Below are 23,848 nucleotides of genomic sequence, written 5' to 3' on the forward strand. Positions count from 1 at the left end.
ATAGTAAAACTTTCACTTTTTATTAGTCAGACTATCTATAAACGATAGTCTGGCTTTTTTATATCTAGTGGAAATTTTAAACTTAATTAATCATACGAAGCTTATTCCTTTCTTTCCATTTTGATGATTTGAAATCAATGGTCTGATATCAATAGTTTGACATATTTGCTTACCCTAAAAACTCTTTCATGAATATTTTGTTTCATATGGGAAACAAACCGTTTAGAATAAATATTGACTATATTATGGGCACATAGTTGTAACGAGGCATGTACATTTAGAATAAAATCAGAAAAAAATCTTGCAGTGCCCTTAGCTATTCTTTTATATTGTCCACGAAAATGTGACATCGAGCGACAATCACGGGAACTTAATAGTCATAACAAGCTTTGTAGTAAGGCTGATAAGTACAATCATGTTGGCTAATGAACACTTACTATAAAGCTGTTATGCACACAAAGGATATGAATTATGTGGAAGAATTTGGGACTGACGGGCAAGATCATTGTTGCCATGGTGCTCGGTATTGGACTGGGCCTATTTCTAAACTACTCAGGATTGAACGGCGAAGGTGGCTTTGTTAACACTTATATCACCAATGGCTTCCTTGCCATTGTTGGTAAACTATTTGTCAACTCGCTAAAAATGTTGGTCGTACCTTTGGTGCTTATCTCACTGATTTGCGGTGTATGCGGTATTGGTGATATTCGCCTACTTGGACGTATTGGTACCAAAACGTTCATTATTTATATGATAACCACTGCACTCGCTATTGCGACTGCGATTGGTCTTGGCTCGCTATTCGGTATCGGTAAAGGCATGAATATCGGAACGGAAGCCGAGTTTGAAGCTGCGTCAGCGCCGCCTCTACTTGATGTATTCTCTAACATTATCCCATCGAACCCCATCAGCGCGATGGCAAATGGCGATATGTTATCGATCATCTTCTTTGCTATTTTGATCGGTGTCAGTATCTTGATGGTAGGTAAACCTGCCAAAGGCTTAGTGCAGAGCCTAGAGCTGATCAACGAAGTTATCTTAAAAATGGTCACGATCATCATGAACCTTGCACCATATGGTGTATTTGCGCTATTGACCAAAGCAATGGCAGAGCTAGGTTTAGACTTGATTTGGTCACTACTTGGTTATGTGGCGGTATTGGTCGGTTCATTGGCCTTCCACTTCTTTGTCACTATGATGATTGTACTTAAAGTGTCTTCAGGCCTGTCTATCAAGACGTTCTTGGCAAAAATGCGTGAAGTACAGATCTTTGCTTTTAGTACCTCAAGCTCGAACGCGACGATTCCTATTACCTTGCGTACGGTTACCAAGCGTATGGGTGTGAACAACTCAGTTGCGTCGTTCACTGTTCCTTTTGGTGCTACCATCAATATGGATGGTACAGCTATCATGCAGGGTACTGCGACCATCTTTATTGCTAACATTTACGGCATTGATTTGGGCGTGACCGAATACTTAACCGTTATCTTGATGTCAGTACTGGCGTCTGTTGGTACGGCTGGCGTACCTGGTGTTGGTCTAATCATGCTGTCTATGGTATTTGCTCAAGTGGGTCTACCAATCGAAGGTATTGGTCTAATCTTGGGTGTGGATCGTATCCTTGATATGTTACGTACTGCTGTAAACGTAGGTGGTGACGCTGCTGTTACTACTATCGTGGCAAAATCAGAAGGCAAAATGGATCTGGCTATTTACAACGATCCTAACGCTGGTGCAAAAGACGTATTTGATGGTCATATTGATGAAGACAATGAGCGTGAGTTCTCTGAAGTCTTTAGTGATGGCATCATGGGTAGTGAATACGATGATGTTGATCGTCGCCGCTAACCCACTCCTGCTAGATAGAAGTGTATAAAATAAAAAACCTCAGTCAAATTGGCTGAGGTTTTTTTATGATTAATAATCAGTAAATAATAATGATTGATACGGTTCTATCAACAACTAATTAGCCAAACACGTACTTGGTCAACATTGCCAGACAGACCAGTACAATTACTGGACGAATCAGTTTGCTACCGCCTTTAACCACCATATGCGAGCCAAAATAAGCGCCGATGGTTTGTCCAACCATCATCGCTAGCCCCACTTTCCACAGTACGTTACCACCCAAAATAAAGAAGATTAACGAGCCAATATTGGTCGATAAATTCAATACTTTAGCCGCGCCTGTTGCTTCGATAATTTGACGACCACGCAATGCCACATTGCCAAGCGCAAAAAACATACCTGTACCTGGGCCGATATAACCATCATAAAAACCGATCAACGGTGCCACGACTTTTTGCCATTTGCCCTCTGAGATGCGCGGTGCAGCCTCTACTTCACCCAATCTAGGGGCAAATAACGTATAAATACCGATAGCAGCGATTAAAAACGGAATGACCTTTTCAAGCAAGTCAGGTGGTGACATCTGTACAGCGATGGTGCCAATAACGGAACCAATAAAAGCGGCGATGATAGCTACTTTGATACGTTGCGGTTTGACGACCCCTTTTCTAATCATAGTAATAGACGCCGCTAGTGCGCCTGATGCCGCTTGCAGTTTATTGGTACCAAGCGTCAATACTGGTGGGATATTAGCCAGTAGCATGGCAGGGATGGTCAACAACCCGCCACCGCCAGCGATAGCATCAATAAATCCTGCCAATGCGGCCACCGCAGTAAGCATTAAAATAATCTCTAACGAGAAAGTTAAGTCCATGACACTGACCTGCAAAATATGATAAGAAGAGAAAAGGCGTTCTGAGATAAGGCTAAAATATCGTTATCGATAAGCTGACAGCTTACCAGTGCTAGCAAAATAAATAATGACACGTCGCACAGCGCTGCTCATTATAAAGATAAAACCGTAAAAAAAGCCAAAAACGTAACAAAGTCTGCTAAATTTGTCTAATAACATTCCGAATATACTCAACCGAATAGCGACTTATTAAAAAGATGTAACGACTTACAACTATTGTGCTCGTCAAATCCTCTTTATAATATTGCTATTGTGAATATAAAAAAGTAGACCGTTGGCACTGGCTCAACGTATTTTGTTGTCTATATTGATAAGAGTATGAGAAACTGTTTCTGTCTATTTGCTACCTCAAAATTATAGGTAGCGCAGACATTGATGGATATTTGAGGTTATTTAGTAAATTGTATTTAGCGAATGAGGATGATATGGCAATACGAAGGATTAAGGCATTTTTTGAATTTGAGGCAGCAGGCGGTATCGTCTTAGCATTGGCTGCCATTGCTGCAATGATCATTGCCAACTCCCCTCTTAATGTTTGGTATGAAGGTTTTATTCATGCACCAGTCGCCATTCAGATTGGTGAGTTTGCGATTGCCAAAGACGCTCATCACTGGATTAACGATGGTCTGATGGCGGTTTTCTTTTTCTTGGTTGGATTAGAGCTTAAGCGTGAAGTACTCATCGGTGAGCTGTCCAATGTCAAACAGATAATACTACCAGCAGGTGCCGCATTGGGCGGTATGATTATGCCAGCGATTGTCTATCTGCTCTTTAACTACAATGAGCCTGAGTTTTGGAAAGGTTGGGCCATTCCTGCGGCTACAGATATTGCGTTTGCACTCGGTATTTTGAGTCTTTTAGGTAACCGTGTACCCAACTCTTTAAAGGTATTTTTGGTCTCTATTGCTATCTTTGATGACATTGGTGCGATTCTGATTATCGCTTTGTTTTACACCAGTGAGTTGTCATTAGAGTCATTGGCAGTAGCTGGTTTATGTTTGCCGTTCTTATATGTTCTTAATCGCCGTAACGTCACCAACATCACGCCGTATCTACTCATCGGTCTGATCATGTGGATTGCTGTACTCAAGTCTGGTATCCATGCAACATTGGCAGGGGTGGTATTAGCACTATTTATCCCGATGTTCGATCGTACTGATCCTGAGCACTCTCCGCTTGAAGAGCTAGAGCATGATCTGCACAATACTGTTGCCTTTGGTATTTTGCCAATCTTTGCTTTTGCCAACTCGGGTATCTCTCTCGAAGGCGCAGGTTTTGCTGAGTTATTCCACTCAGTACCGCTAGGTATTGCTGCTGGTTTGTTTATCGGTAAGCAATTAGGCGTCATGATTATGTGCTGGTTAATCTTTAAACTTGGTATCTCAACCATGCCAAAAGGTATGGACTATAAGCAAATCTACGGCGCAGCTCTATTATGCGGTGTTGGTTTTACCATGAGTTTGTTCATTGGTGGCTTGGCGTTCGCTGGCGACACCACTATGTTTGATGAGCGCTTGGGTATTATTATGGGTTCAATCGTCTCTGGTATTGCTGGTTACATCATGCTAAAAATGAGCTTAAAAGACAATGCTAGCGGTACATCGGTCGATTTGACTCGCCCGCATTAATGAAACGTAGAGTAGCTTATAGTGGTACTGATTAATATTGATGCCATTTATAAGCTGCTCTATTTTATTTATATATGCGTTATCGTGATGTTTAGAAATAATTTAGCAATCAATGACAAGACTATATAACGTGATTGATTGCTAGCATCATTTATTTGTGTTCATAGTTATTATCGTTATCACAGCTATCGGAGCTAACCATGTACCGACCTATACACCACGTTGTACGTCAACTGGCATTAGGGTTATCTGTGTTCGGTAGTATCTATCTGCTAGCAGGCTGTGCAACACTCTCCAAGCAAGAATGTCTCGTCGGTGACTGGCAAGCTATCGGCTATAACGATGGCGTGGCAGGTTACCATTCAGATCGATTAGCCTCTCATACAAAAGCCTGTGCCAAAGCTAGCGTCGCCCCTGACTACCAAGCATGGGAGCGCGGTCGTAAACTTGGTCTGCAACAATACTGCACCATCAATAATGCCTATAACATTGGCAGACGTGGTCGTCAGTTGAACAATGTTTGTCCAATTGCTATGGCCAACACATTGCAAGCAGCTAATCAAAAAGGACTAGATTATTACACCTTAGACAGTCAATTAGACAAAGACAATCGTCTCTTAGATACTTACCAATCAGAATTCGACCAGCTAGAAAATGGTGAAATGCTAGATTTTGCTAATGAAAAAGAAGCCCGTGCACGGCTGCTATCTCTATCTGATGAGATTCGTGATACCAAACGCCGTATCCAAAAGACGCAGCAGCAATTAGATTCACTGAACCAATCCAGTAGTTTTTACGAATAACTAGGGTGCAAAGCTATCGCAATGCAAGTTTTACGCTCTAAGGCATGTCCTCACTCTGAAAATGGTACTTGATAACTATGGATAAGAAAATCATCAATACGGCAAGTACTCCAACTGACAAACCTGACTTTCCATCATCGAATGCTCAATCATCGAACGCTTATCAGCGTCATGGACGTACCACTGCTATCGATGACCATAGCGATTTGCAGGTTTTAAAACGCATTAAGCGTTATCTATTACCAAAAGACTTTACGATCTCGCCTGCTCTACTTGATGAGATCGTGGCAGGTTACGATATTGGCGATCCACTCGCAGATGCGTTAGCCGCTCAGAACATAAAATTTGCAAAGCCTTTACAGCATACTATTCTTGGCGATAGCCCAAAAAATAATCCTGCAAACAATTATCTTGTAAGCAAGGACCTTGTAAACAATCCATCATTTAGCGCGCTCACTGAGCAATTTAGCAGCCATCCTAACTGGTTCGACCCAAAGCTTGCTCAGATAGGTGCAGTTGCCTATCGGCGCTATCCATTGATGCTCATTTGGCTACTGCGTAATGTTGCTCTGATGGCTGGCTATAGCATCCCTGCCCTCTCGCTACCGCTCATTCAGACAGGTGCACTGATGCACGATGCGCTACCGCGACTGATGCGTACTTATGCTTATATCCTAGCTGTGTCTGAACACCCTTCATCTAATATGAGTGCAGTTAATCAAAATAAACCTGTCGAGCAAGTGTTAGCCATTGGCTCTGAGGGCTGGCGACAATCGATCCAAGTACGTCAGATACATACTTTGGTACGGCAAAACTTACTCAAAGGGAAAGGCAATGCGGCTACAGGCGTGATACCAAATGCCGAGCAACATCATAACCCTGACGGTAGTTGGAATACTGACTATTGGGGCATCCCTATCAATCAAACCGATATGATTGCCACCCATTTACAGTTCTCCTTACTGATTATGCGCGGTCTACGACTACTGGGCGCACGTATTAGTACAGAAGAAGCCGAAGGTATCTTGCATCTATGGAATCTTGCCAGTTATTGGATGGGGGTTGATTTAGATCGTTTACCAAAAGATGAGGCGGCGTGTTGGGAATGGCTCTATACCTATCTATCGATACAGCAGCTAGACTTTAAGATGGGTCAGCCATTGGCAAAAGCATTGCATGATTTACCGCGTCAGCTGATGGGTGAAGACAATCGTCGTGGACGTTTTGTTGAAATGGTCAACGCGAGTGTCACCCGCACCTTAGTTGGTGATGATATAGGCGATGGTCTGGACTTACCAAAATCAAAGATACGCTTTGGCGTGCTATCTTCTGTACCGATTCTTTTTGCGCTCGATACTGCACGGCAGCATAATGCGTCCGTAGCCCATAAGCTAGAAGCATTCCGTGCCAAGCGCCAAGACAATATGAACTGGTGGCTTAAAAAGAACGATGATTATTATAAGTAGATGACATTTATCAGCGTTTGTTTTCTACGCGGTAATACCATTCGAGCTGTCGATCAAACCCTGTTTCTAATAGGTTAGCAATTACGCGTCCTGTTAGTCCCCACACTGTCTCGCCATCGACCTGCCAGCTCGGCGTCAGTATGGTAGCCATTTGCTCTTGCATCTTATACTCAATTTCATACTCTACTGTTGGTTGAGTGACTAACGACTCTAAATCTGCCCAAAAGATACGTGATATCTCTCCCGCTTCAGGTACGAGTACCAGACCTGGGGCGATAAGCGCGACGATTGGACGTACGCTCATACCACTTTTTGAAGTTTGGATAGGTAGCTGACCAAGCAACTGGACTTTATTGGGCGGTAGCGCTGTTTCTTCACAGGCTTCACGCAATGCGGTAACGACATTATTGCCATCGCCTCGATCATGTTTACCACCCACACAAGACACTTCACCCGCATGACTGTTCATATGGGCGGCGCGGCGTGTTAGTAATAATTTAGGCCTGCGCTCATGAGTAATCGCAACCAATATTGATGCATCAGCAATGGGTGTCTGATATAAGCTGTCTAAAATACGCGTACTTTGTGAGGTGTTGCCACTCTCGTACATCGCTGGACTCGTCAGCGCGTTCAATGTCTCGTGCTGCACTCGCTCGGCCAGTTTTCTGAGTGTGGGATGACGAATAAAACTTGGGACAGCGACGCTAAACTTGTTAAAGAAATCAATATTTTCGGGTATGGTCATTATCAAATCCTATGAGTGGTCATCTTCATATTATTCATGAAAATACCTGTGCCAGCATACCAGTATAACCTGTTGCTAGTATGGCAGCCTTTCTTATTAGTCCGATTCTTGCTTTAGTAGATGCATCTCATATTGATGTTGTTTCAGGCAAAATGCGATTCATTAACGTATCGGCTTATTGCTATACATATATCGGGTTACTATGATAAATATAAAATTGCTTGCCGCTTATGTATAGGCTTTGTTATGTAGACTGAGCCTCTATTAAGGTGAGTTTTTCAACTAAATGACTGTTTTTTGCTGTGTATTCACACCTTTTTAAATTAATCAATACCTTATCCCGTCTACTTTAGACGGTAATAGATTTATTGAATGAGACTTTCTCAATATCCTTTTTGCTTGATATTCGTTCATGGTAATAAGTCTCATAACCGCATTTTTAAATTACCAAACATTAACCGAGTAATATTTCAAAAAATGCATCTGAGTATTATGATAGTCGTTAGCAAGGCTATGAGGCAGACATTCTAAAATAGCATTATAAAAATATCGATGCCAGCGTCATAGGTTTGCTGTAATAAAAATAGATGACACCTCAAAAGAACAAAGGATACAGATTATGACAGACCAAATCGACAACATGATGCCACCTGCTGAATACATTAATGATAATTATAAAGGCTCAGGAAAACTGGCTGATAAGCGCGTTTTAATCACTGGCGGAGACAGCGGTATCGGCCGCGCAGTGGCTTTTCATATGGCACGCGAAGGTGCCAAAGTTGCCATCCTTTATCACTCTGATGAAGAAAGCGCGAATGAGACACGTGAAGGTATTGAAGCAGAAGGCGCAGACGCGTTGGTATTGCAGGGTGATACGGCAGATAGCAGTAGTTGCAAAGAGGCAGTAGAAGCCGTCGTGGCAAAATGGGGCGGCATTGATGTGCTAGTCAACAATGCTGGTATGCAAAAGCCGTATCATGATTTGTCTGAGGTCAGTGATGAAGACTGGCAACAGCATTTCGATGTCAATATGGCAGGGATGTTTTATGCAACCCGCGCCGCCCTTGAGCATATGAAAGAAGGTGATAGCATCATCAATACCACCTCAGTGAATGCGTATGTCGGCAATGATGTATTGGTGCCGTATACCGCTACCAAAGGCGCTATCGTCGGCTATACTCGCGCTCTATCGCAACAACTACTTAGTCGCGGTATTCGCGTCAATCAGGTGGCACCAGGCCCTGTAGTGAGCGAGATTCAACTGGTATTTAAAGACTTTGACAAAGATATTTTAGAATCTATGTCTTCACCAATGGGGCGTATGGGTCAGCCACGTGAAATGGGTGCTGCCTATGTATTTCTTGCTTGCCAAGACAGTAGCTTCGTGACTGGTCAGACCTTGCACATAAACGGAGGCATGATTACCAATGGCTGATATCATGGATTCTCCTGACTCCTCTGACCTGCTATCTGTCTGTTGGGCAGATAGCAGTACTCATCGCCGCTGGTTGCTTGCTGAAGGGCAACGACTGCTCGAACATTATGCCAAAGCACGCGTGCCATCAGGGTTTGCTACTTTGGGTCATGATGGGAGCATGGTAGATGACACAGCAAAGAGCATCATCACTGCGAGGATGGTGCACTGCTATGCGTTAGCGGCACTAATGGGTATACCGGGATCGGCAACACTTGCTGACCATGGCCTAGATGCGTTGCTCGATGGCCCATTACGCGACTCAGTACATGGCGGTTGGTTCAGTGATGCTTCTTCAACTCAGGAAAACCCATCACGCAAAAATGCCTATCTACATGCATTTGTCGCGCTTGCTGGCGCTTCTGCTAGCATTGCTGGTCGCCCACGTGGTTCAGAGCTCATGCAAGCTGCAATAAACGTTATCGATGAGCACTTCTGGTTAGAAAATGAACAATCGATGCTGCCCTCTTTTGCGGCTGACTGGTCTGATCCTGAAGATTATCGCGGCGCCAATTGCAACATGCATACGACCGAAGCCTGCTTAGCACTGGCAGATGCCTCGGGTGAGACGCGTTGGCTAGACCGTGCGCTACACTTAGCCAAGCGTTTCGGCCATGATATTCCTAGTAATTACGATGGTCGCCTACCTGAACATTTTGATAGCAAGTGGAATCTGTTACCTGACTACGATGCGAATGAACCTTCTGATGATTTGAGACCTTGGGGGCTCACACCTGGTCATTTTGCAGAATGGGCAGGACTGCTGCTGAAAGTTGAGTCTGCCTGTATTGCGCATGGTTATGACGTACCTGATTGGCTGCTACCTGATGCTACCGCATTATTTGATAGCGCTATCGAGCGCGGCTGGGCACCTGACGGTCAATCTGGCATGGTCTATACCATCGGCTGGGATGATGAGATTTCAATACCAAACCGTCCTTACTGGGTACAGGCTGAGATGGCTAATACCGCGCTGATGCTATCGCGCCGTACGGATGATCCACGCTTTGAACATTACTACCGTTTAGCTTGGGATTATATTGCCAGTACTTTGATTGATCTTGAGCATGGCGGTTGGCGTCATGAGGTAGATGCAGATGGCAACTTAAGTACGGTCGTGTATCCGACGCGCGAGGATCTTTATCATGACTTTCAAGCCACTGTAACGCCATTGATTCCTATTTCTGCGTCGGTAGCTGGTGGATTACGCACACAGATGCTCGAAACAAAAACCCAATTCCTATAACTTAATTTTTATGACCTAATTCCTATGTAGGATATACTCGATAAGATAAGAACGCTTTGATGGCGATTGAAATACGCTGTCAGAGCGTTTTCACTGTAATCATAAAAATTAAATAAAATAGCTTTTCTCGTGAAAAATTAAAGGATATGCTTAAAAGCATTTTCCACTATCATTGCTGTATACAAAAGCAAACATCAGAACGGCAAAAAAAAATTTAAGATAAGTGGACACACAATATTTATTAATAAAGGTAGTTGGTATGAGCTATTGTCTCCAATGCGGTCATGAAGCAGAACGAAAAATCCCACCTACGGACAATATGCCGCGTTTGGTATGCCCTAATTGCCACTATATCCACTACGAAAACCCAAAAGTTATCTGTGGCTCGCTGGTGGTACATGAAGAAAGAGTGCTACTCTGCCGCCGAGCGATTGAGCCACAATATGGGCTATGGACGATACCTGCAGGTTTTATGGAAAACGGCGAGACCATGGCTGAAGGCGCAGCACGCGAGAGCTACGAAGAAGCTGATGCCATCGTACTGAATCCGCATCTATACTGCATTTATGACTTGCCAGATATTGGGCAGATCTACTCTATCTATCTGGCCGATCTAAAAGATGGCGCGTATGGTATTGGCTCAGAAAGTCTCGACTGTGCACTGTTTAGCGAAGAAGATATCCCATGGGATACACTGGCGTTTGAAGCCATTCGCCGTACTCTAAAAAGCTACTTTGCTGATCGTAAGCAGTATAACGAATTGTCAGAATTTCCGATTCATCAAGACAAAATTGGCAAAGATTTGAGTATCAAGCGATATTAGTCAATTACCTAATCGCAAAAAGCCAAGCATGATGCTTGGCTTTTTTGTGCTTAACTTTTAATCAAAAACAAACCTAATTGTCTTAGCTCTTAATTCTACAAACCTCAAAGCCTAGGCCTTTTACTGCCTCTTCTTTGTCATAAGGCGCTAGCACGGCACGTACATGCTTTTTACCTTGCAGATATTGCTTGGCAACGCGCTGCAAATCAGCAACCGTGACGGCCAATATCGACGCACGCATTTTACGCTGCCAGTCAACACCGCGATGATGCAAGTTAGCAAAACACGCTTTGATTGCTTCGCCTGCAGGAGAGCCCGGCTTATCCATGCCTGAGATAATACCTAAGATAGCTTCTTCCAGCTGTTCATCGGTTTGTGGCTCGTTTAATAGCCATTCGATACTGGCATCAAAGTGAGCAAAAGTCTCAGCGCATTGCGGATCGCGATAGCTAAAGAACTTAAACGCACAAGCATTAGCGTCATAACCAGCACCGCCACCGTAGGCACCGCCGCGCTCACGAATCGCACTGTGCAAATAGCCGTTACGTAAGTAAGGCGCTAGTACCATTAATGCAGCGGTATCAGGATGGTCAGCAGCAGGTACGGTATAAGCACTGGCGTTATGATAGACATTGGTTGGTACTAGCCATGCTAGATCTGCAACCTCGAGCACGTCGTTTTTAACATCGTCGCCACTCTCTAACGCCTTAACCGTATCAGTCACACCATTCAGCGCTGTATCTAATTGCAAGTTTGCAAACTCGCTTGGAATATTTGCTACTGCGTTCGTTAAATCATTAGAAGCGGTCGTCGCTTGGCTGTCTTTCCAGCTATCAACGATTAAGTTACTCAAGCGTTCGGTTTGCTCTGCTTCACAGATAATAACGGCATGCTTAGGCAAGTTGATCAGACGTTGATGTAAATTCATCAAGCTCGTAGCCAGGTGATCCCACTGGGCATCATCTGTACTAGCATGTGCTAAGAAATCTTTAAGCGCGTTCAATGCTGGTAAGCCGCTGCGCACATATTCCAACTGCGCTTGGCGACTCATGCCACGACTGGCCGTTTGCATCGCATAAGAGTGCCCTGAGCCCGCTAAGTTTGACTGCCAACCTGCTTGACGCTGCTGCAAGATTTCTTTGATACGGTCATGCTCAGAGAAGATACTGTGCTCCATCACTTCCTTGAGCAAATCAATCGCTTCAGGCTTACGATTTAGCGCACGCGTTGCCACGACAAAGTAGCTGCTAATCGCTTGGCTATCATCGACGTTGGTACGTTGACTAATACGAGCGGTCACACCAGAAGAATGCGCTGCTTGCTTAGCTTGCATCTCGTGAGCACTAAGCGAGTCAGTACCTAGCTCAGACAATAGACTTAAATAAATAGGCAACAATGGATGATTAATCACATCATTGACTGGTAGCTCATCTGCGCTCGCATTGCCGATTGCTTCAGTGAGCGGGACAATCACTTGATAATAATAAATGCCATTGGTGCCAGCTTCATACTCAAATAGCGTGCTGTCTTGCCCGCTCAAACGCACCTGCTTTTGCGTGCCTTCTTTAAAGCTGATATCCGTTGGTACGTCTTCTAGACCCACTTTTGGTAATAAGCTTAAATCATCTGGCGCAGCTTGACGTGCAGCCAAATCTAAGGCTTGTTGCTTCAAGATAGCCTTGTCATCAGCAGTCAAATCCATCGCGATAGTATCTAAACGTGTCTGCTCAGCTGCTGCCAAACAGGCTGTTTTTTCACTATCAGGGGTCATCGTTACGCGTACGCGATGCTGATTGTCCAATAAATGCGTTTTAATCAAGTTCGGTAGCCATTGCGGATCAACGACTTGCTCACGTAGCCACTGTAGATGCTCGTCTACTTCCCAAACGTCGATAGGATTACCATCATGAATGGCGGTACTAAAGCCCTCTAGCATAAGGTTTAGACCATAAGGAATGCTATCGCCGCCGATGTGACGCTGATCAATTTCAATCTGATGCAGAATGGTTTCGATTGTCTCATCATCAACTGGTGAATTGGCTACTTCGGTCAGTAAGTCAATAATGCCCTGCTCGACCGCTTCGGCATGTTCAGGGTTAGAGCCGCGCAGACCCGTATAAAAGACCATCTCATAATGGCTGTCATCAAGACCCAATAGCGGACTTGGCGCTTTGCCTAGTGGATGACTGTCAAGATAAGCACGCAATGGCGAGCCTGCATGCTCAATCAATACGCCCTCTAATAGACGCAATGCTAAGCGCTGCTTAGGATCGGTGATCGATGGTAGCAACCAAGCAACCACATGATGCGTCTGATCTGGGCCGGCTTCGTCAGCAGTATAAGTATCCATCGCACTGATTGGCGCAGACAAACGCTGTTCTGGACGCGATACATGCTTTTTGCCTGCTTCAAACTGAATCAAGGCATCTTCGTGTATTTTCGCTTGCGTATCAGCAACAGGAATATTACCGAAACTCATGATGACACTGTTTGACGGATGATAATGGCTTTGATGGAACTCGGTCAGCTCAGTGTGGGTCAAGTCAGGAATATCGGCAGGATCGCCGCCTGAATTATAATGATAGGTCGTCGTTGGGAACAGATGATGAGCAACCGTATGATATAGCTGATCAATCTCGCCACTCATCGCGCCTTTCATTTCATTAAAAACGATACCCTTAAACTGCGGCTTATCATTTTCATCAAGCTCCACACGGATGCCTTCTTGGGCAAAATCGAGCGGATGGATATTTGGGAAAAACGACGCGTCTAGATAGACAGCAAGCAAGTTAAAGTAGTCATTTTTGTTTTGCGTCGCATACGGATAGGCCGTCCAATCAGCGGCGGTCATCGCATTCATAAACGTATTTAACGAACGTTTAATCATTGAAAAGAACGGATCACGTACTGGGAACTTGTTCGAACCACATAATGCCACGTGCTCTAAGATATGCGCCTCGCCTTTTGAATCCATTGGCTGGGTGCGAAAACCGACCAAAAACGCATTCTCATCACTTGGATGTGCCAGATGATAATGCATCGCTCCTGTTTTTACATGCTGACTGATCAGCACATCCATCGATAGCGCCTCAATATGGCGATGCTCAATCAGCTCAAATGCTGGATGCAAGGTTAAATCAGCAGTAAATGGCGTGTCCGTCATAGTTATCCTTATCGCTTATTATGCGTATAGTGCCCTGACTGTCAGGGAAAATAGAGTAATAAATTGGCTAAAAAAGAGTTGGCTTAGCGCTATTAGTGGGGCTGCAACATGGATAAGTCAAGGCAGCAGTCATGCAATAATCCACCACATAATCTACGTTCCTATCAACTTTAGCTATTAAAGCCTTACAGTTACAAATTCATCAATATCCACAATATTATTATGGATTTATCGCTTAACAAAGACAGCCTGCGCTGCTACTATAAAGTTAACGACTAACTAGGAGTGGAGTACTTTATGAGCTACCGACATGTTTTACTGGTCACTGACTTGCTATCCGATGCGGACAAAGTGGCGCTAAAAGCCAAGCGTATTCTCGCAGGCTCTCCTGAAGCCAGACTGTCCGTATTGCATATAGTCAAGGATGACATGGTGCGCTTCGGTTATGAGCTTGTGCCGTCCTCTAGCCTCTCGGGTGACGTCGATAATGAAAAGTGGCAAGAAGCACGGGCGAAATTAGCGCAATTTTTGGCACGTAATGAGCTAGAAGCAATCAACTCTGAGGTCACCGCTGCCATCTCTAATAGTAAAGGTATCATTAATTACTGCCGTGAAAAAGACGTCGATTTACTTATCATTGGACGCCATGAACGCCATGGTATTGCCGCTTGGTTGGTAGGAGCCACTGCCGATAGTATCTTGCCAAATGTCCCTTGCGATAGCTTAGTGGTGAAGCTTGATCAGCCTGTCTTGGAATAGTTGGCATGGCTCCAATCCGCTGCTAAAGACGACAAGCTTTACTTAACAGCGCCCTAGAGTAGTGCTATAGTAAATACTATCTGACATGAGGAAGACGTTATGAGTTACGAACATATTTTACTGGTTACCGACTTACTCTCTGATGCAGATATAGTCGCACAAAAGGCCAAGCGCATCGTCGAAAACCGTCCAGGCTCTAAGCTATCTGTTTTGCATATTGTCAAAGACACCATGGTTGGCTTCGGCTATGAGCTGGTGCCTGCCTCTAGCCTATACGATGAAATTGATGATGAACGCTGCCAAGAAGCACGTGCAAAGCTGGCGCAGTTCCTTGAACGCAATCAGCTAAATGCAGCAACGTCGGAAGTTACAACTGCTATTTCTAGCAGTGAAGGTATCGTCAGCTACTGTCATAAACACGATGTCGATCTATTGGTCATCGGTCGTCATAAGCGTACTGGTATCGCTGCATGGATCAGTGGTGCAACTGCGGATAATATCTTGCCCAATGTACCTTGCGATAGCTTTGTAGTGAGACTGGACAAGCCTGTTTCAGCATAACAATATGCTTTGATTGTCTTATATTATTAAAGAACCTCTAAAAAAAAAGCGCAGCGTAACTTTTGACGCTGCGCTTTTTTATGGCTAATAGATTTTAGGTTCATCCAGACTCATCGCTTAACCCTGTTGAATAATATCTATAAAGGTTTGCCAAATGGGGCTTTGGTGACGGGCTTTATGCCAGACCAGCCACCATGTCCTTGATAGATCAATTCCCGCCACGTTCACTTGTACTAGCTCACCTTTCGCGAGTTCCGTCTCAATCACATGCTGCGATAGACAACCAAGACCAATATCTGCACTCACCATATGCTTGATGGCCTCGGATTGATGTATCGCTTTGACCACTTCTGCATTGGGTAGATACTTAAGCAATTGCTCGTCGATAATCTGCCGTGTGCCCGACCCTGCTTCACGCACCAATAGCGGCAACTGCGCTAACTGATTAATACTCAGCTGATAGCAGTCCTTATCTTCGCTATAAATAGCCACATTCTTTAGCCACTTGCTATCACGCTTGGCAAATATCACTAGCGTATCGGTACGCCATTCACGCTGCTCAATAACTTTCATATCTACCGGACGCGGCATTCCTTCTACCAGTGCGATATCGATATTTAGTTGCTCAACCTCGCTCACTACCTCTTGCGTATTGGCAATATACATATCGACATTGGCATCGGGCAACGCCTCATATAGCTTGCCAAGCAATGATGGCAGCACGTAGTTACCGATGGTGGTACTAGCACCGATGTGAATCTGTCCTGCTTGATACTGATGATAATGCTCAAGCGTGAGCGACTGCCCCAAGATAGCCTGTGCCTGTATATAAATAGGATGGGCATTGGGATGTTGATTGAGCCTGCGACCGACGCGCTCAAATAGCGGCATCTGTAGTCTAGACTCCAGCTCTGTCAGTGCGCTACTGACTGCTGATTGCGATAAGTGCAGCTCCTCACTGGCTCGACTGGTGCTACCTGTCTGATAAATACTGACAAAAACAGCAAGTTGCTTAAGCGTAATCTTTGGCACTGTCTGCACAGATTTTTTCATGTTATCGATGTTGCCTTATGCCAGTTTTCAGCCTGTCTTATTCGCTATACGTGTTTTTTTTCGATGCTCATGCACGATACATCGCCTTCTATCATAAATGCTAACCTAAAAAATCGATAGCTTATATCTTATTAATCTGTTTTTATTATAAATGCAGCGGGCATATACTGTCTATTCATAAGCTTATGCTTATGCTTATCTTAATATAAGTAATAGGATGCCGCGTCATGCACACATTCGTCCAATCAGTCAGCAACTCCGTTCATAACTATACCCCTAATCACCGTCACTTGGCGGGATTGGTAGTCGTTCTGATTGGTAGTTTGTTTTGCTTATGGTTGGACAGCAGTTTGGATGTATGGTCAAACGGACGTATCGTCGGCTTATCCTCTTTAACGCTAGCGATTTTGCTGGGTATGATTTTGGGCAATACCATTTATCCCAAATTCGCTGAACGTTTAAACGGTGGCGTTTGCTTTGCAAAAGGTCAAATTTTGCGACTTGCGATTATGTTTTATGGGTTTAAGCTGACCATGACGCAAGTTGCGAGCGTCGGTATGCCAGCGATTATGACTGATGCTCTGGTACTGACGTCGACCTTTTTACTGACCTATTGGTTGGGTACTAGATGGTTAAAAGTCGATAAAGAAACGGTTATTTTGATTGGCTCAGGCGCAAGTGTTTGCGGGGCTGCTGCCGTCATTGCCGCAGAGCCAGTCGTCAATGCGCAAGCTCATAAAGTCACCATTGCCGTGGCGACTGTGGTGGTGTTTGGTACTATCGCAATGCTACTTTATCCTTTTTTATATCATCTTGGTTGGTTACAACCTTGGCTAAGCGCCCAGCAGTACGGCATGTATACTGGCTCAACCGTACATGAAGTAGCACAAGTTGTAGTCGCAGGTAATGCAATTAATACTGAGATTGGCGATACCGCAGTCGTGACCAAGATGATACGCGTCATGATGCTCGCGCCTTTCCTGCTTGTGTTATCTTTTGCGTTAACCAAAGATCGCACTGTAGATAATACCGCTATAGAAGATAAGAGCAGTGAAAACGAGACAGCGTCATTTATGACCCGCGTCAAACAAGTCAAAGTACCATGGTTCGCGTTTATATTTATCGGCATTGTATTGATACATACTTGGGTGCCGATGTCTGAGAGTATCGTACGCAGTATGGTTATGCTAGATGATGTGTTACTGACGATGGCCATGTTTGCGCTAGGTCTGACCACTCATCTAAGTGCCATTAAGCAAGCTGGCGTTAGACCGCTTATCTTGGGTGCTATTATGTTTGGTTGGTTAATACTGGGCGGTGGTCTGATTAATATCGGCATTAGCTTTATATAATAAGCTAAATGTCCATTCTTAACTGCTTATGTCATTGCACAATATAAAAGGCCTCCAACTATCTATAGTCGGAGGCCTTTTTGCATTGGTCGCGGTCTAATATGATTAGTTAAAACCTTTCAAATAAGACTTCTACTCGCTTAAGTACTCATATCTTAAATACCAGACGAAAAAAAACGAACCCGAAGGTTCGCTTTTCTACATCTATTCATCTATCTGTCTATAAAGACAAATTAGATAGCAACGATGTTATGTGCTTGTGGGCCTTTTTGGCCTTGAGTTACAGTGAACTCAACTTCTTGGCCTTCAGCCAAAGTTTTGAAACCTGAACCAGTGATTTCGCTGTAATGAGCAAAAACGTCTGCGCCAGTTTCTGGAGCGATAAAACCAAAGCCTTTAGCTTCGTTGAACCACTTAACTGTACCTTTTTGAACGTCTGACATAGTATAATCCTACTTTTAAATTTATTAATGGTCTAGTGACCGGTAACGCTTGCAAATAGCTACTGAACGATAAATATTAAAACGAAGGATTATAACTAATACTACGAGGTAATGATTTGGTGCAGAACTGCTCTTAAGCTTGGGCGTATTATAAGGGGTACATCCCAGTATCGCAAGTCTTATCTCATGTTTCGTGTAACCAGAGCCGTTTATTGACCGATTTTGGCGCAAATTGCAACGGATTTAGGCATTTGGTAAACGGAACAAATATATCGCTACCCCACTACAGACAGCGGCTACCGCCCATGCCATCCACATCATATCGGCAGGCAAACGATAAAATAACATAATTGTCGATGCTGCCATCATAATCGTCGCTAAACACTTGGCATAAAGCGGAACGGCATGATTCTCCTCCCAATCACGGACGAATTTACCAAAGTATTTATGATTAATCAGCCAAAAATGAAAGCGTCGAGAACTACGTGCCCAGCAACCTGCTGCTAGCAAGATAAAAGGCGCAGTAGGCATCACTGGCAACAATATACCGATAATACCTAAGATAAAAAACAGCCAACCAAGCGTCACAAAGGTCCAACGCAGCATTGGGCTGTTGGATTGATCAGTCTTAGGTCGGTAATAGAACGCTTTTTTATTATCGGTCATATAAGTTGTCGGTCGTGTAAGTTGTCAGTTATGCCAAATGTCAATTATTTAGAGTAGCGCCTATTAGATAAGCAACGGCATAGAAGGCTAATCATGCAATATCGCTCGTCTGGGCACAAGACTATTTATATAAGGTTTTTGCTATTGATAGGTATGTTTGGTTAGTAATTGGGTAAGCACTAATAATAAATGCTGCACTCTTTTATTAATCCGTCGCTAAAAATAACTATCAGTAGCCGTGGTAGACAACAGCTATCATAAAGAGCGGTTAACGAACACCAATCATTACCTGTCATTGTCGTGCTTGATACGCTTGCATCACGTCTCGTAAGTCGTCTATGATGACGCAGTAGCTATCGATAATAGCCATTAGCAGTACGGATTCATTAGCAGTACTGACCAAAAATAATGCAATACCAATCAATCTTGTCGGGGTGCTTTGATTTGACGCTGTAGACACAGCCCACATCATCGCTGAGATATACCCGTGAACCTGAAGCAGTTAGCACTGACGTAGGAAACAAGCGTGACATACCCTCAGAGGTCTATAAATAAGAGCAGTCTATAGATGACGTACTGATAGTGATAACCATATCAAACGCCGAGCATCTGACAGTTAGCATCGAGGCTTTACCTTTCTTATTTGGCCTTCCTTGTTTTGCCTTAATCGTATCAGTCTGATTGTTTTCCATACCTAAAAAGGAAACAACCATGCAGCCGACCACCAAACTTACTCTGACCCTCGAATGGTTTTTAAACCCTGATCATCTGCCCTTTATCGCTGGTGTGACCACGGGCGCATATGAGCAAGCAGGGCTTGATATCACTATTAGCGAGCCAGACGACCACTATGATGGCTTTGCTGAACTACAGAACCAAAGTATCGATTTGCATGTCAATGAGCCTATCCATCTGTTTGAACATTACGCGCCTAATCTACGTGCGCTGGGCTGCTTTTTTGAGACCGATGGCGGCATATTGATGCAGCGCGCTAGTATGGATAAGCTACAAAACAATCAGCCTATCCGCATCTGTACCCCTGCTGCTGAGGAAAAAACCAATCGTATTGGCTTTGAGATATTGGCTCGCTATGCCAAGAAAAACGGCTTTACTATCAGCCGTGAGAATGTGAGCTTTGTGCAAAAAGACTTTTATCATATAAAAAATCTGCAAGAAGACCCAAGCCTAGATGGTGCATGGTTATGCTTTTATAACTTTGAAGGCGTTGAAGCGACTCATGAAGGGTTGGACTTTGAATTTATCGATCAGCATCTGTCACCTTATCCTAACTTTTCAGCGTTAGAGATTCTGACGACGGATGAGATCTATAGCGCGAAAAAAGACGCGATAGATACCTTTATCCAAGTGACCAACCAGATGACAGAGCTGTGCAAAAACGAGCCAGCCACCGCTCACCGTATGTATTACGACTATAGTAAAACCGAAGCAGATACGCTGATGGATGCGATTATTGATAATACGCTAGGTAGATTGATCACGCCAATCACGCCTGATGCTAGTAAATGGGAAGAACTGCGCGAAATGCTAGCCGAGATCGATATCGTGACCTTAACCGATGAGCAGTATCAGTCGCTTTGGGCGCTGTAAATATTTTAGAAGTTAAGATATTTTGAATAATAAAAAACCGCCATAGTATTTGCTGTGGCGGTTTTTTCGTCAGTAATAATTAGCCAGTGATAATTAATCAACGATAATAGAATAATGAAATTATTGCTGCACGATATAGTTGATTCAATTTAAAAGTAGTACAAGGCAACCGAGTGTAGACGTATATTAAATACTTCAAGCAAGGTTAACGCAGTAATACTTTTATAGTGGAGTGACTATACCAAGTTGCTTGGCTTCTTTAAGCCACATTGGAAACTCTTCTAGCATGTTTTCATACAACGCTTCTTCGCTGATATCATCCAAATCATCTAGTTCAAAAAAGTCGCAATTATCAATCACGCGCCCTGTCATATCGTCTAGTTTTTTGAGGATGCCATAACCACGACCACCCAAGCCCACAAACTGCCAAAATATCGGTAGTTTCGCGGCTTCCGTCATGACTCTGGTGATACCTCGATTGTCATTCACCCCACCATCACTGATAAATAGCACGTAGACAGGCACATCCAAGCCGTCCTTTTGATAAAACTCCGTCACAGCTTTCATGACCTCTGCTTCGTTATTGATGCGCGGGCCAAGTGCCCATTTGCGCCAGCCACCATGAGCGTTGTTAATGAAACCGTCATAGTTGCTCAGCCCAATTTCACCCAAATACTGCGGATCTCGGGCAAACGCCCAGCAGTCTAGCGCTTGGTCGTCATCAAAGTTCACTGCCAATGGCAATATGCGATTGACTACCTCTTGCACGCGGCCTTTTTTGTACTGTCTATTCATTGAGCCTGAAGCATCTAACACCAACGCTACTTTCGCCGTTAGTTGCTGCAATTGGCGTTTCTCAAGCGATATCGTGGCTTTTTTGGCCAGATTGACCAGTTTTGGCGCTTTGTCTAGCATGACCTTCTCTAACGACGGTTTGGCTTGCATTGGCGTTGCGGTCGGCTCGAGTACTTGCGGGCTACTCTCTTCTACGTCACCACCGAAATGCTGCACGATGGCGGCAAGTCCACCATTAAAGCCTTGCGCGACGTTGGATACTCGCCAAACGCCACCCTTACGGTAAAGCTGCATCAACATACTGGCTTGCTGCTGGGCAAAGTCTGCTGCTTGATATTCTGCCTGCGCTTTTTGCGATTGCTGCCAAATGCCAATCTCTAACGATTGAATTTGATTCAGCGGCGTGCCGGCTGATAATACAAAAAACAAGCTGTCTATATTAGTCGCCAGTTTGGATAAATTCACTTCAAACTCGGCTTGGATACTGCTAGAGGAGGTTGGCTGCGACTCGTAATGGGTAAGCTTGATTTGCCCGCATGGGGAGGTTGGCTGATTATAAAACACCATGTAATCATCATTGATCAGTTTGCCCGCTGCGTCTAAGGCAAAGCAGCTGATGTCCATCTCTATTGGGCTTTGGCGTGTGAATTTGAGCGTGATAGGTGCGCTGTCGTCAATAGCAAGATTGCTTAAAGGTGCGCGTTGTCCGACGGTGAGATGGTTCATGGTGTTCCTTACGTTAGCTTGTTATTCCTTTAAAGATAATAGACTAATTACTGATATTAAAAAACCGCTAACAGCACGAGCTGGAGCGGTTTTTTATTTTAGCTAAGCTGAAAACTTAATGTTATCTATTAAGAATGGATTACCAGCTAATCAAAGATACTTTACAGATACTATGCGAATTTGCACAATACTTTATTCCCACATTAAATAACTAATTAGCCCGACTGTTTCTTTTTCATCCAATAATAACCTATTCCAAACCTAACTTCATGAGCATGACAGATATAAACAGTCTGGCATAGCGTACATCGACATTCATAGTTAGTTTCAGGATAAGAAACATGCTGGACTTTCTGTAATATCTCTATCAGTCCCAGACTTTCTTGCCCTTCTGGTGTAGGTTTAACATATCGATATTTTGAACATCGACAAACACCTTCAGCAATATCATTTAGAAAAGTATTAAGCTTATCTATTGAACCTAAGATGTATTGCCTTGAACTGTCTTTTGGCCACGTTTCAGTCTTTTTGAGAACCTCAAATTTATCAATATGTTTTGCTATCTCTTTTAGAATACTCATATCTGAAATATTCATTATTTCATAAGCATTTATTTCACTAGGAATAAGTACTTTATCATCAAATGTCTTATTTTTTATAAACTTTATGATGTCATCAGTTTTCATAATTAGCTCTACTGCTTACACAGCTACCTAGTTAATATTAACGCTCATTCATTTTTCGTCAACTAATTATATTGTAAGGTCGGCTGATTATAAAACACCATGTAATCATCATTGGTCAATTTGCCCGCTGCATCTAACGCAAAGCAGCTGATGTCCATCTCTATTGGGCTCTGACATATGAATTTGAGCGTGATTGGCGCGCTGTCGTCAATAGCAAGGTTGCTTAGAGGCGCGCGTTATCCGACGGTGAGATGGTTCATGATGTTCCTTACGTTAGCGTGTTATTCCTTTAAAGATAATAGACTAATTACTGACATTAAAAAACCGCTAAAGCCAGTGCGGAAGCGGTTTTCCAAATACAACTAACTTGACTTAGAGAGTGAAAGAAATTTTGTTATAAATAAGGCTCTTCAAACACGACAACTTCATCAAAATCACCATTTTTAGCATTCGGGTACTTATCTTTTATTAGCTCTTTATTCGCTAAAATCCATTGGTCTTTATTTTCATTATAAACAACTGTATAACGATATTTATATCTCGGGAAGTTATTACCGCCATCAGTACCATCTTCACTATAATCTGAAGAAGTAATAAGTAAAACACCATTATAGAACTCAACATCCTCGATAAACCTTTCATTTATCTTATAAGATTCTTCATTGATATCATCTAAAATATTCATTCTATCGACTAGAAAGGGACGTGACTCACTATATCTTGAAAAGGAAGTTAAGTAATTACTGTATGTTCCACTTCCTCCAGAGCAACCAACATCACCGCCCCAATATACAATGTATTTAGTACCTATTTCACCTTCTTCATCGAAGCCCGTTTCAGAATCTATTAAGTGGACATCTCTAATAGTAGTCATATTATCTTCGGCATCGTCATCAAAAGTAGTCATACAAGCACTAGATCGAGCATAGCTACTGGCTTGCTTTAATACATCATACTTTTCTTTTAAAGGCGGCTTAGCTAAAGCCGAATGTGCTGTAGTTGATAAAATAACGAGACTTATCATCTTGACTATAGAAGATTTATCAAAAAAATACATGGGCTCTCACTTAGGTTTTATTACATATCATTT

General features: G+C 43.4%; 22 protein-coding genes. 11 read left to right on the forward strand and 11 right to left on the reverse strand.

Annotated elements, in window-relative coordinates; translation table 11 throughout:
• Positions 1–471: 471 nt before the first annotated feature.
• Complete coding sequence (locus ACQKC9_RS10630) at positions 472–1,848, forward strand: dicarboxylate/amino acid:cation symporter (RefSeq protein WP_057761609.1); 1,377 nt, start codon at positions 472–474, stop codon at positions 1,846–1,848.
• Between the two features lie 118 nt (positions 1,849–1,966).
• On the opposite strand, the gene ACQKC9_RS10635 is transcribed toward ACQKC9_RS10630, so the two are convergent.
• On the reverse strand, positions 1,967–2,722 hold the full coding sequence (locus ACQKC9_RS10635; protein WP_057761611.1) for a TSUP family transporter: 756 nt from the start codon (positions 2,720–2,722) through the stop codon (positions 1,967–1,969).
• Positions 2,723–3,186: 464 nt separating this feature from the next.
• On the opposite strand from ACQKC9_RS10635, the gene nhaA reads away from it, so the two are divergent.
• The 3 genes from nhaA (at position 3,187) to ACQKC9_RS10650 (ending at position 6,658) form a co-directional block, all read left to right on the forward strand.
• Positions 3,187–4,389, forward strand: coding sequence for a Na+/H+ antiporter NhaA (gene nhaA, locus ACQKC9_RS10640; protein ID WP_179799353.1), 1,203 nt, complete (start codon positions 3,187–3,189; stop codon positions 4,387–4,389).
• 200 nt (positions 4,390–4,589) lie between these two features.
• Positions 4,590–5,192, forward strand: a complete 603-nt coding sequence (locus ACQKC9_RS10645) for a DUF2799 domain-containing protein (protein ID WP_427621757.1) — start codon at positions 4,590–4,592, stop codon at positions 5,190–5,192.
• 77 nt (positions 5,193–5,269) lie between these two features.
• Complete coding sequence (locus tag ACQKC9_RS10650) at positions 5,270–6,658, forward strand: oxygenase MpaB family protein (protein WP_427621759.1); 1,389 nt, start codon at positions 5,270–5,272, stop codon at positions 6,656–6,658.
• 10 nt (positions 6,659–6,668) lie between these two features.
• Here the strand turns inward: ACQKC9_RS10650 and ACQKC9_RS10655 are convergent, their stop codons facing one another.
• Positions 6,669–7,403, reverse strand: coding sequence for an NUDIX hydrolase (locus tag ACQKC9_RS10655; protein ID WP_057761619.1), 735 nt, complete (start codon positions 7,401–7,403; stop codon positions 6,669–6,671).
• A gap of 619 nt (positions 7,404–8,022) precedes the next feature.
• Here ACQKC9_RS10655 and ACQKC9_RS10660 point away from each other — a divergent pair.
• From ACQKC9_RS10660 to ACQKC9_RS10670, 3 genes are all read left to right on the forward strand, one after another.
• Positions 8,023–8,838, forward strand: coding sequence for an SDR family oxidoreductase (locus ACQKC9_RS10660; protein ID WP_347162847.1), 816 nt, complete (start codon positions 8,023–8,025; stop codon positions 8,836–8,838).
• 4 nt (positions 8,839–8,842) lie between these two features.
• Positions 8,843–10,123 carry an AGE family epimerase/isomerase gene (locus ACQKC9_RS10665; RefSeq protein WP_427621761.1) on the forward strand — a complete coding sequence of 427 codons (1,281 nt, stop codon included), beginning with the start codon at positions 8,843–8,845 and terminating at the stop codon, positions 10,121–10,123.
• A 259-nt stretch (positions 10,124–10,382) separates the two neighbouring features.
• Entirely contained in the window at positions 10,383–10,946 is a 564-nt protein-coding gene (locus ACQKC9_RS10670) for an NUDIX hydrolase (protein ID WP_427621762.1), read from the forward strand.
• Positions 10,947–11,028: 82 nt separating this feature from the next.
• Here ACQKC9_RS10670 and ACQKC9_RS10675 read toward each other — a convergent pair whose 3' ends face one another.
• Complete coding sequence (locus ACQKC9_RS10675; RefSeq protein ID WP_427621763.1) at positions 11,029–14,109, reverse strand: insulinase family protein; 3,081 nt, start codon at positions 14,107–14,109, stop codon at positions 11,029–11,031.
• Between the two features lie 297 nt (positions 14,110–14,406).
• Here ACQKC9_RS10675 and ACQKC9_RS10680 point away from each other — a divergent pair, with 297 nt between their 5' ends.
• Both ACQKC9_RS10680 and ACQKC9_RS10685 read left to right on the forward strand, forming a co-directional pair.
• Positions 14,407–14,868, forward strand: coding sequence for a universal stress protein (locus tag ACQKC9_RS10680; RefSeq protein WP_427621765.1), 462 nt, complete (start codon positions 14,407–14,409; stop codon positions 14,866–14,868).
• A 99-nt stretch (positions 14,869–14,967) separates the two neighbouring features.
• Positions 14,968–15,429 carry a universal stress protein gene (locus tag ACQKC9_RS10685; RefSeq protein WP_057761630.1) on the forward strand — a complete coding sequence of 154 codons (462 nt, stop codon included), beginning with the start codon at positions 14,968–14,970 and terminating at the stop codon, positions 15,427–15,429.
• A 117-nt stretch (positions 15,430–15,546) separates the two neighbouring features.
• On the opposite strand, the gene ACQKC9_RS10690 is transcribed toward ACQKC9_RS10685, so the two are convergent.
• Positions 15,547–16,482, reverse strand: a complete 936-nt coding sequence (locus tag ACQKC9_RS10690; RefSeq protein WP_427621766.1) for a LysR substrate-binding domain-containing protein — start codon at positions 16,480–16,482, stop codon at positions 15,547–15,549.
• 227 nt (positions 16,483–16,709) lie between these two features.
• Between ACQKC9_RS10690 and ACQKC9_RS10695 the strand changes: the two genes are divergently transcribed.
• Positions 16,710–17,834, forward strand: coding sequence for a YeiH family protein (locus ACQKC9_RS10695; protein WP_427621767.1), 1,125 nt, complete (start codon positions 16,710–16,712; stop codon positions 17,832–17,834).
• 233 nt (positions 17,835–18,067) lie between these two features.
• Here ACQKC9_RS10695 and ACQKC9_RS10700 read toward each other — a convergent pair whose 3' ends face one another.
• The 3 genes from ACQKC9_RS10700 to ACQKC9_RS10710 form a co-directional block, all read right to left on the reverse strand.
• Positions 18,068–18,277, reverse strand: coding sequence for a cold-shock protein (locus ACQKC9_RS10700; RefSeq protein ID WP_045453470.1), 210 nt, complete (start codon positions 18,275–18,277; stop codon positions 18,068–18,070).
• A gap of 243 nt (positions 18,278–18,520) precedes the next feature.
• On the reverse strand, positions 18,521–18,943 hold the full coding sequence (locus ACQKC9_RS10705; RefSeq protein ID WP_114701612.1) for a YbaN family protein: 423 nt from the start codon (positions 18,941–18,943) through the stop codon (positions 18,521–18,523).
• A 292-nt stretch (positions 18,944–19,235) separates the two neighbouring features.
• Positions 19,236–19,403, reverse strand: coding sequence for a hypothetical protein (locus ACQKC9_RS10710; protein WP_427621769.1), 168 nt, complete (start codon positions 19,401–19,403; stop codon positions 19,236–19,238).
• Between the two features lie 251 nt (positions 19,404–19,654).
• On the opposite strand from ACQKC9_RS10710, the gene ACQKC9_RS10715 reads away from it, so the two are divergent.
• Positions 19,655–20,551 (forward strand): ABC transporter substrate-binding protein, encoded by an 897-nt coding sequence (locus ACQKC9_RS10715; protein WP_427621771.1) that lies wholly within the window; start codon positions 19,655–19,657, stop codon positions 20,549–20,551.
• 222 nt (positions 20,552–20,773) lie between these two features.
• On the opposite strand, the gene ACQKC9_RS10720 is transcribed toward ACQKC9_RS10715, so the two are convergent.
• The 4 genes from ACQKC9_RS10720 to ACQKC9_RS10735 form a co-directional block, all read right to left on the reverse strand.
• Positions 20,774–22,072 carry a VWA domain-containing protein gene (locus ACQKC9_RS10720; protein WP_427621773.1) on the reverse strand — a complete coding sequence of 433 codons (1,299 nt, stop codon included), beginning with the start codon at positions 22,070–22,072 and terminating at the stop codon, positions 20,774–20,776.
• A 215-nt stretch (positions 22,073–22,287) separates the two neighbouring features.
• Positions 22,288–22,758 carry a hypothetical protein gene (locus tag ACQKC9_RS10725; RefSeq protein ID WP_427621774.1) on the reverse strand — a complete coding sequence of 157 codons (471 nt, stop codon included), beginning with the start codon at positions 22,756–22,758 and terminating at the stop codon, positions 22,288–22,290.
• Between the two features lie 62 nt (positions 22,759–22,820).
• On the reverse strand, positions 22,821–22,970 hold the full coding sequence (locus ACQKC9_RS10730) for a TerD family protein (protein WP_427621824.1): 150 nt from the start codon (positions 22,968–22,970) through the stop codon (positions 22,821–22,823).
• Between the two features lie 182 nt (positions 22,971–23,152).
• Positions 23,153–23,815 carry a hypothetical protein gene (locus tag ACQKC9_RS10735; protein WP_427621775.1) on the reverse strand — a complete coding sequence of 221 codons (663 nt, stop codon included), beginning with the start codon at positions 23,813–23,815 and terminating at the stop codon, positions 23,153–23,155.
• Positions 23,816–23,848 lie beyond the last annotated feature (33 nt).

Origin of the sequence: Psychrobacter sp. NPDC078409, assembly GCF_050268505.1 — a bacterium.
Classification (GTDB): domain Bacteria; phylum Pseudomonadota; class Gammaproteobacteria; order Pseudomonadales; family Moraxellaceae; genus Psychrobacter.

Bases quoted from the DNA above. Each gene is read 5' to 3' on its own strand.
- ACQKC9_RS10630 (WP_057761609.1), top strand. From the start codon at position 472: ATGTGGAAGAATTTGGGACTGACGGGCAAGATCATTGTTGCCATGGTG.
- ACQKC9_RS10635 (WP_057761611.1), bottom strand. From the start codon at position 2,722: ATGGACTTAACTTTCTCGTTAGAGATTATTTTAATGCTTACTGCGGTG.
- nhaA (WP_179799353.1), top strand. From the start codon at position 3,187: ATGGCAATACGAAGGATTAAGGCATTTTTTGAATTTGAGGCAGCAGGC.
- ACQKC9_RS10645 (WP_427621757.1), top strand. From the start codon at position 4,590: ATGTACCGACCTATACACCACGTTGTACGTCAACTGGCATTAGGGTTA.
- ACQKC9_RS10650 (WP_427621759.1), top strand. From the start codon at position 5,270: ATGGATAAGAAAATCATCAATACGGCAAGTACTCCAACTGACAAACCT.
- ACQKC9_RS10655 (WP_057761619.1), bottom strand. From the start codon at position 7,403: ATGACCATACCCGAAAATATTGATTTCTTTAACAAGTTTAGCGTCGCT.
- ACQKC9_RS10660 (WP_347162847.1), top strand. From the start codon at position 8,023: ATGACAGACCAAATCGACAACATGATGCCACCTGCTGAATACATTAAT.
- ACQKC9_RS10665 (WP_427621761.1), top strand. From the start codon at position 8,843: ATGGATTCTCCTGACTCCTCTGACCTGCTATCTGTCTGTTGGGCAGAT.
- ACQKC9_RS10670 (WP_427621762.1), top strand. From the start codon at position 10,383: ATGAGCTATTGTCTCCAATGCGGTCATGAAGCAGAACGAAAAATCCCA.
- ACQKC9_RS10675 (WP_427621763.1), bottom strand. From the start codon at position 14,109: ATGACGGACACGCCATTTACTGCTGATTTAACCTTGCATCCAGCATTT.
- ACQKC9_RS10680 (WP_427621765.1), top strand. From the start codon at position 14,407: ATGAGCTACCGACATGTTTTACTGGTCACTGACTTGCTATCCGATGCG.
- ACQKC9_RS10685 (WP_057761630.1), top strand. From the start codon at position 14,968: ATGAGTTACGAACATATTTTACTGGTTACCGACTTACTCTCTGATGCA.
- ACQKC9_RS10690 (WP_427621766.1), bottom strand. From the start codon at position 16,482: ATGAAAAAATCTGTGCAGACAGTGCCAAAGATTACGCTTAAGCAACTT.
- ACQKC9_RS10695 (WP_427621767.1), top strand. From the start codon at position 16,710: ATGCACACATTCGTCCAATCAGTCAGCAACTCCGTTCATAACTATACC.
- ACQKC9_RS10700 (WP_045453470.1), bottom strand. From the start codon at position 18,277: ATGTCAGACGTTCAAAAAGGTACAGTTAAGTGGTTCAACGAAGCTAAA.
- ACQKC9_RS10705 (WP_114701612.1), bottom strand. From the start codon at position 18,943: ATGACCGATAATAAAAAAGCGTTCTATTACCGACCTAAGACTGATCAA.
- ACQKC9_RS10715 (WP_427621771.1), top strand. From the start codon at position 19,655: ATGCAGCCGACCACCAAACTTACTCTGACCCTCGAATGGTTTTTAAAC.
- ACQKC9_RS10720 (WP_427621773.1), bottom strand. From the start codon at position 22,072: ATGAACCATCTCACCGTCGGACAACGCGCACCTTTAAGCAATCTTGCT.
- ACQKC9_RS10725 (WP_427621774.1), bottom strand. From the start codon at position 22,758: ATGAAAACTGATGACATCATAAAGTTTATAAAAAATAAGACATTTGAT.
- ACQKC9_RS10735 (WP_427621775.1), bottom strand. From the start codon at position 23,815: ATGTATTTTTTTGATAAATCTTCTATAGTCAAGATGATAAGTCTCGTT.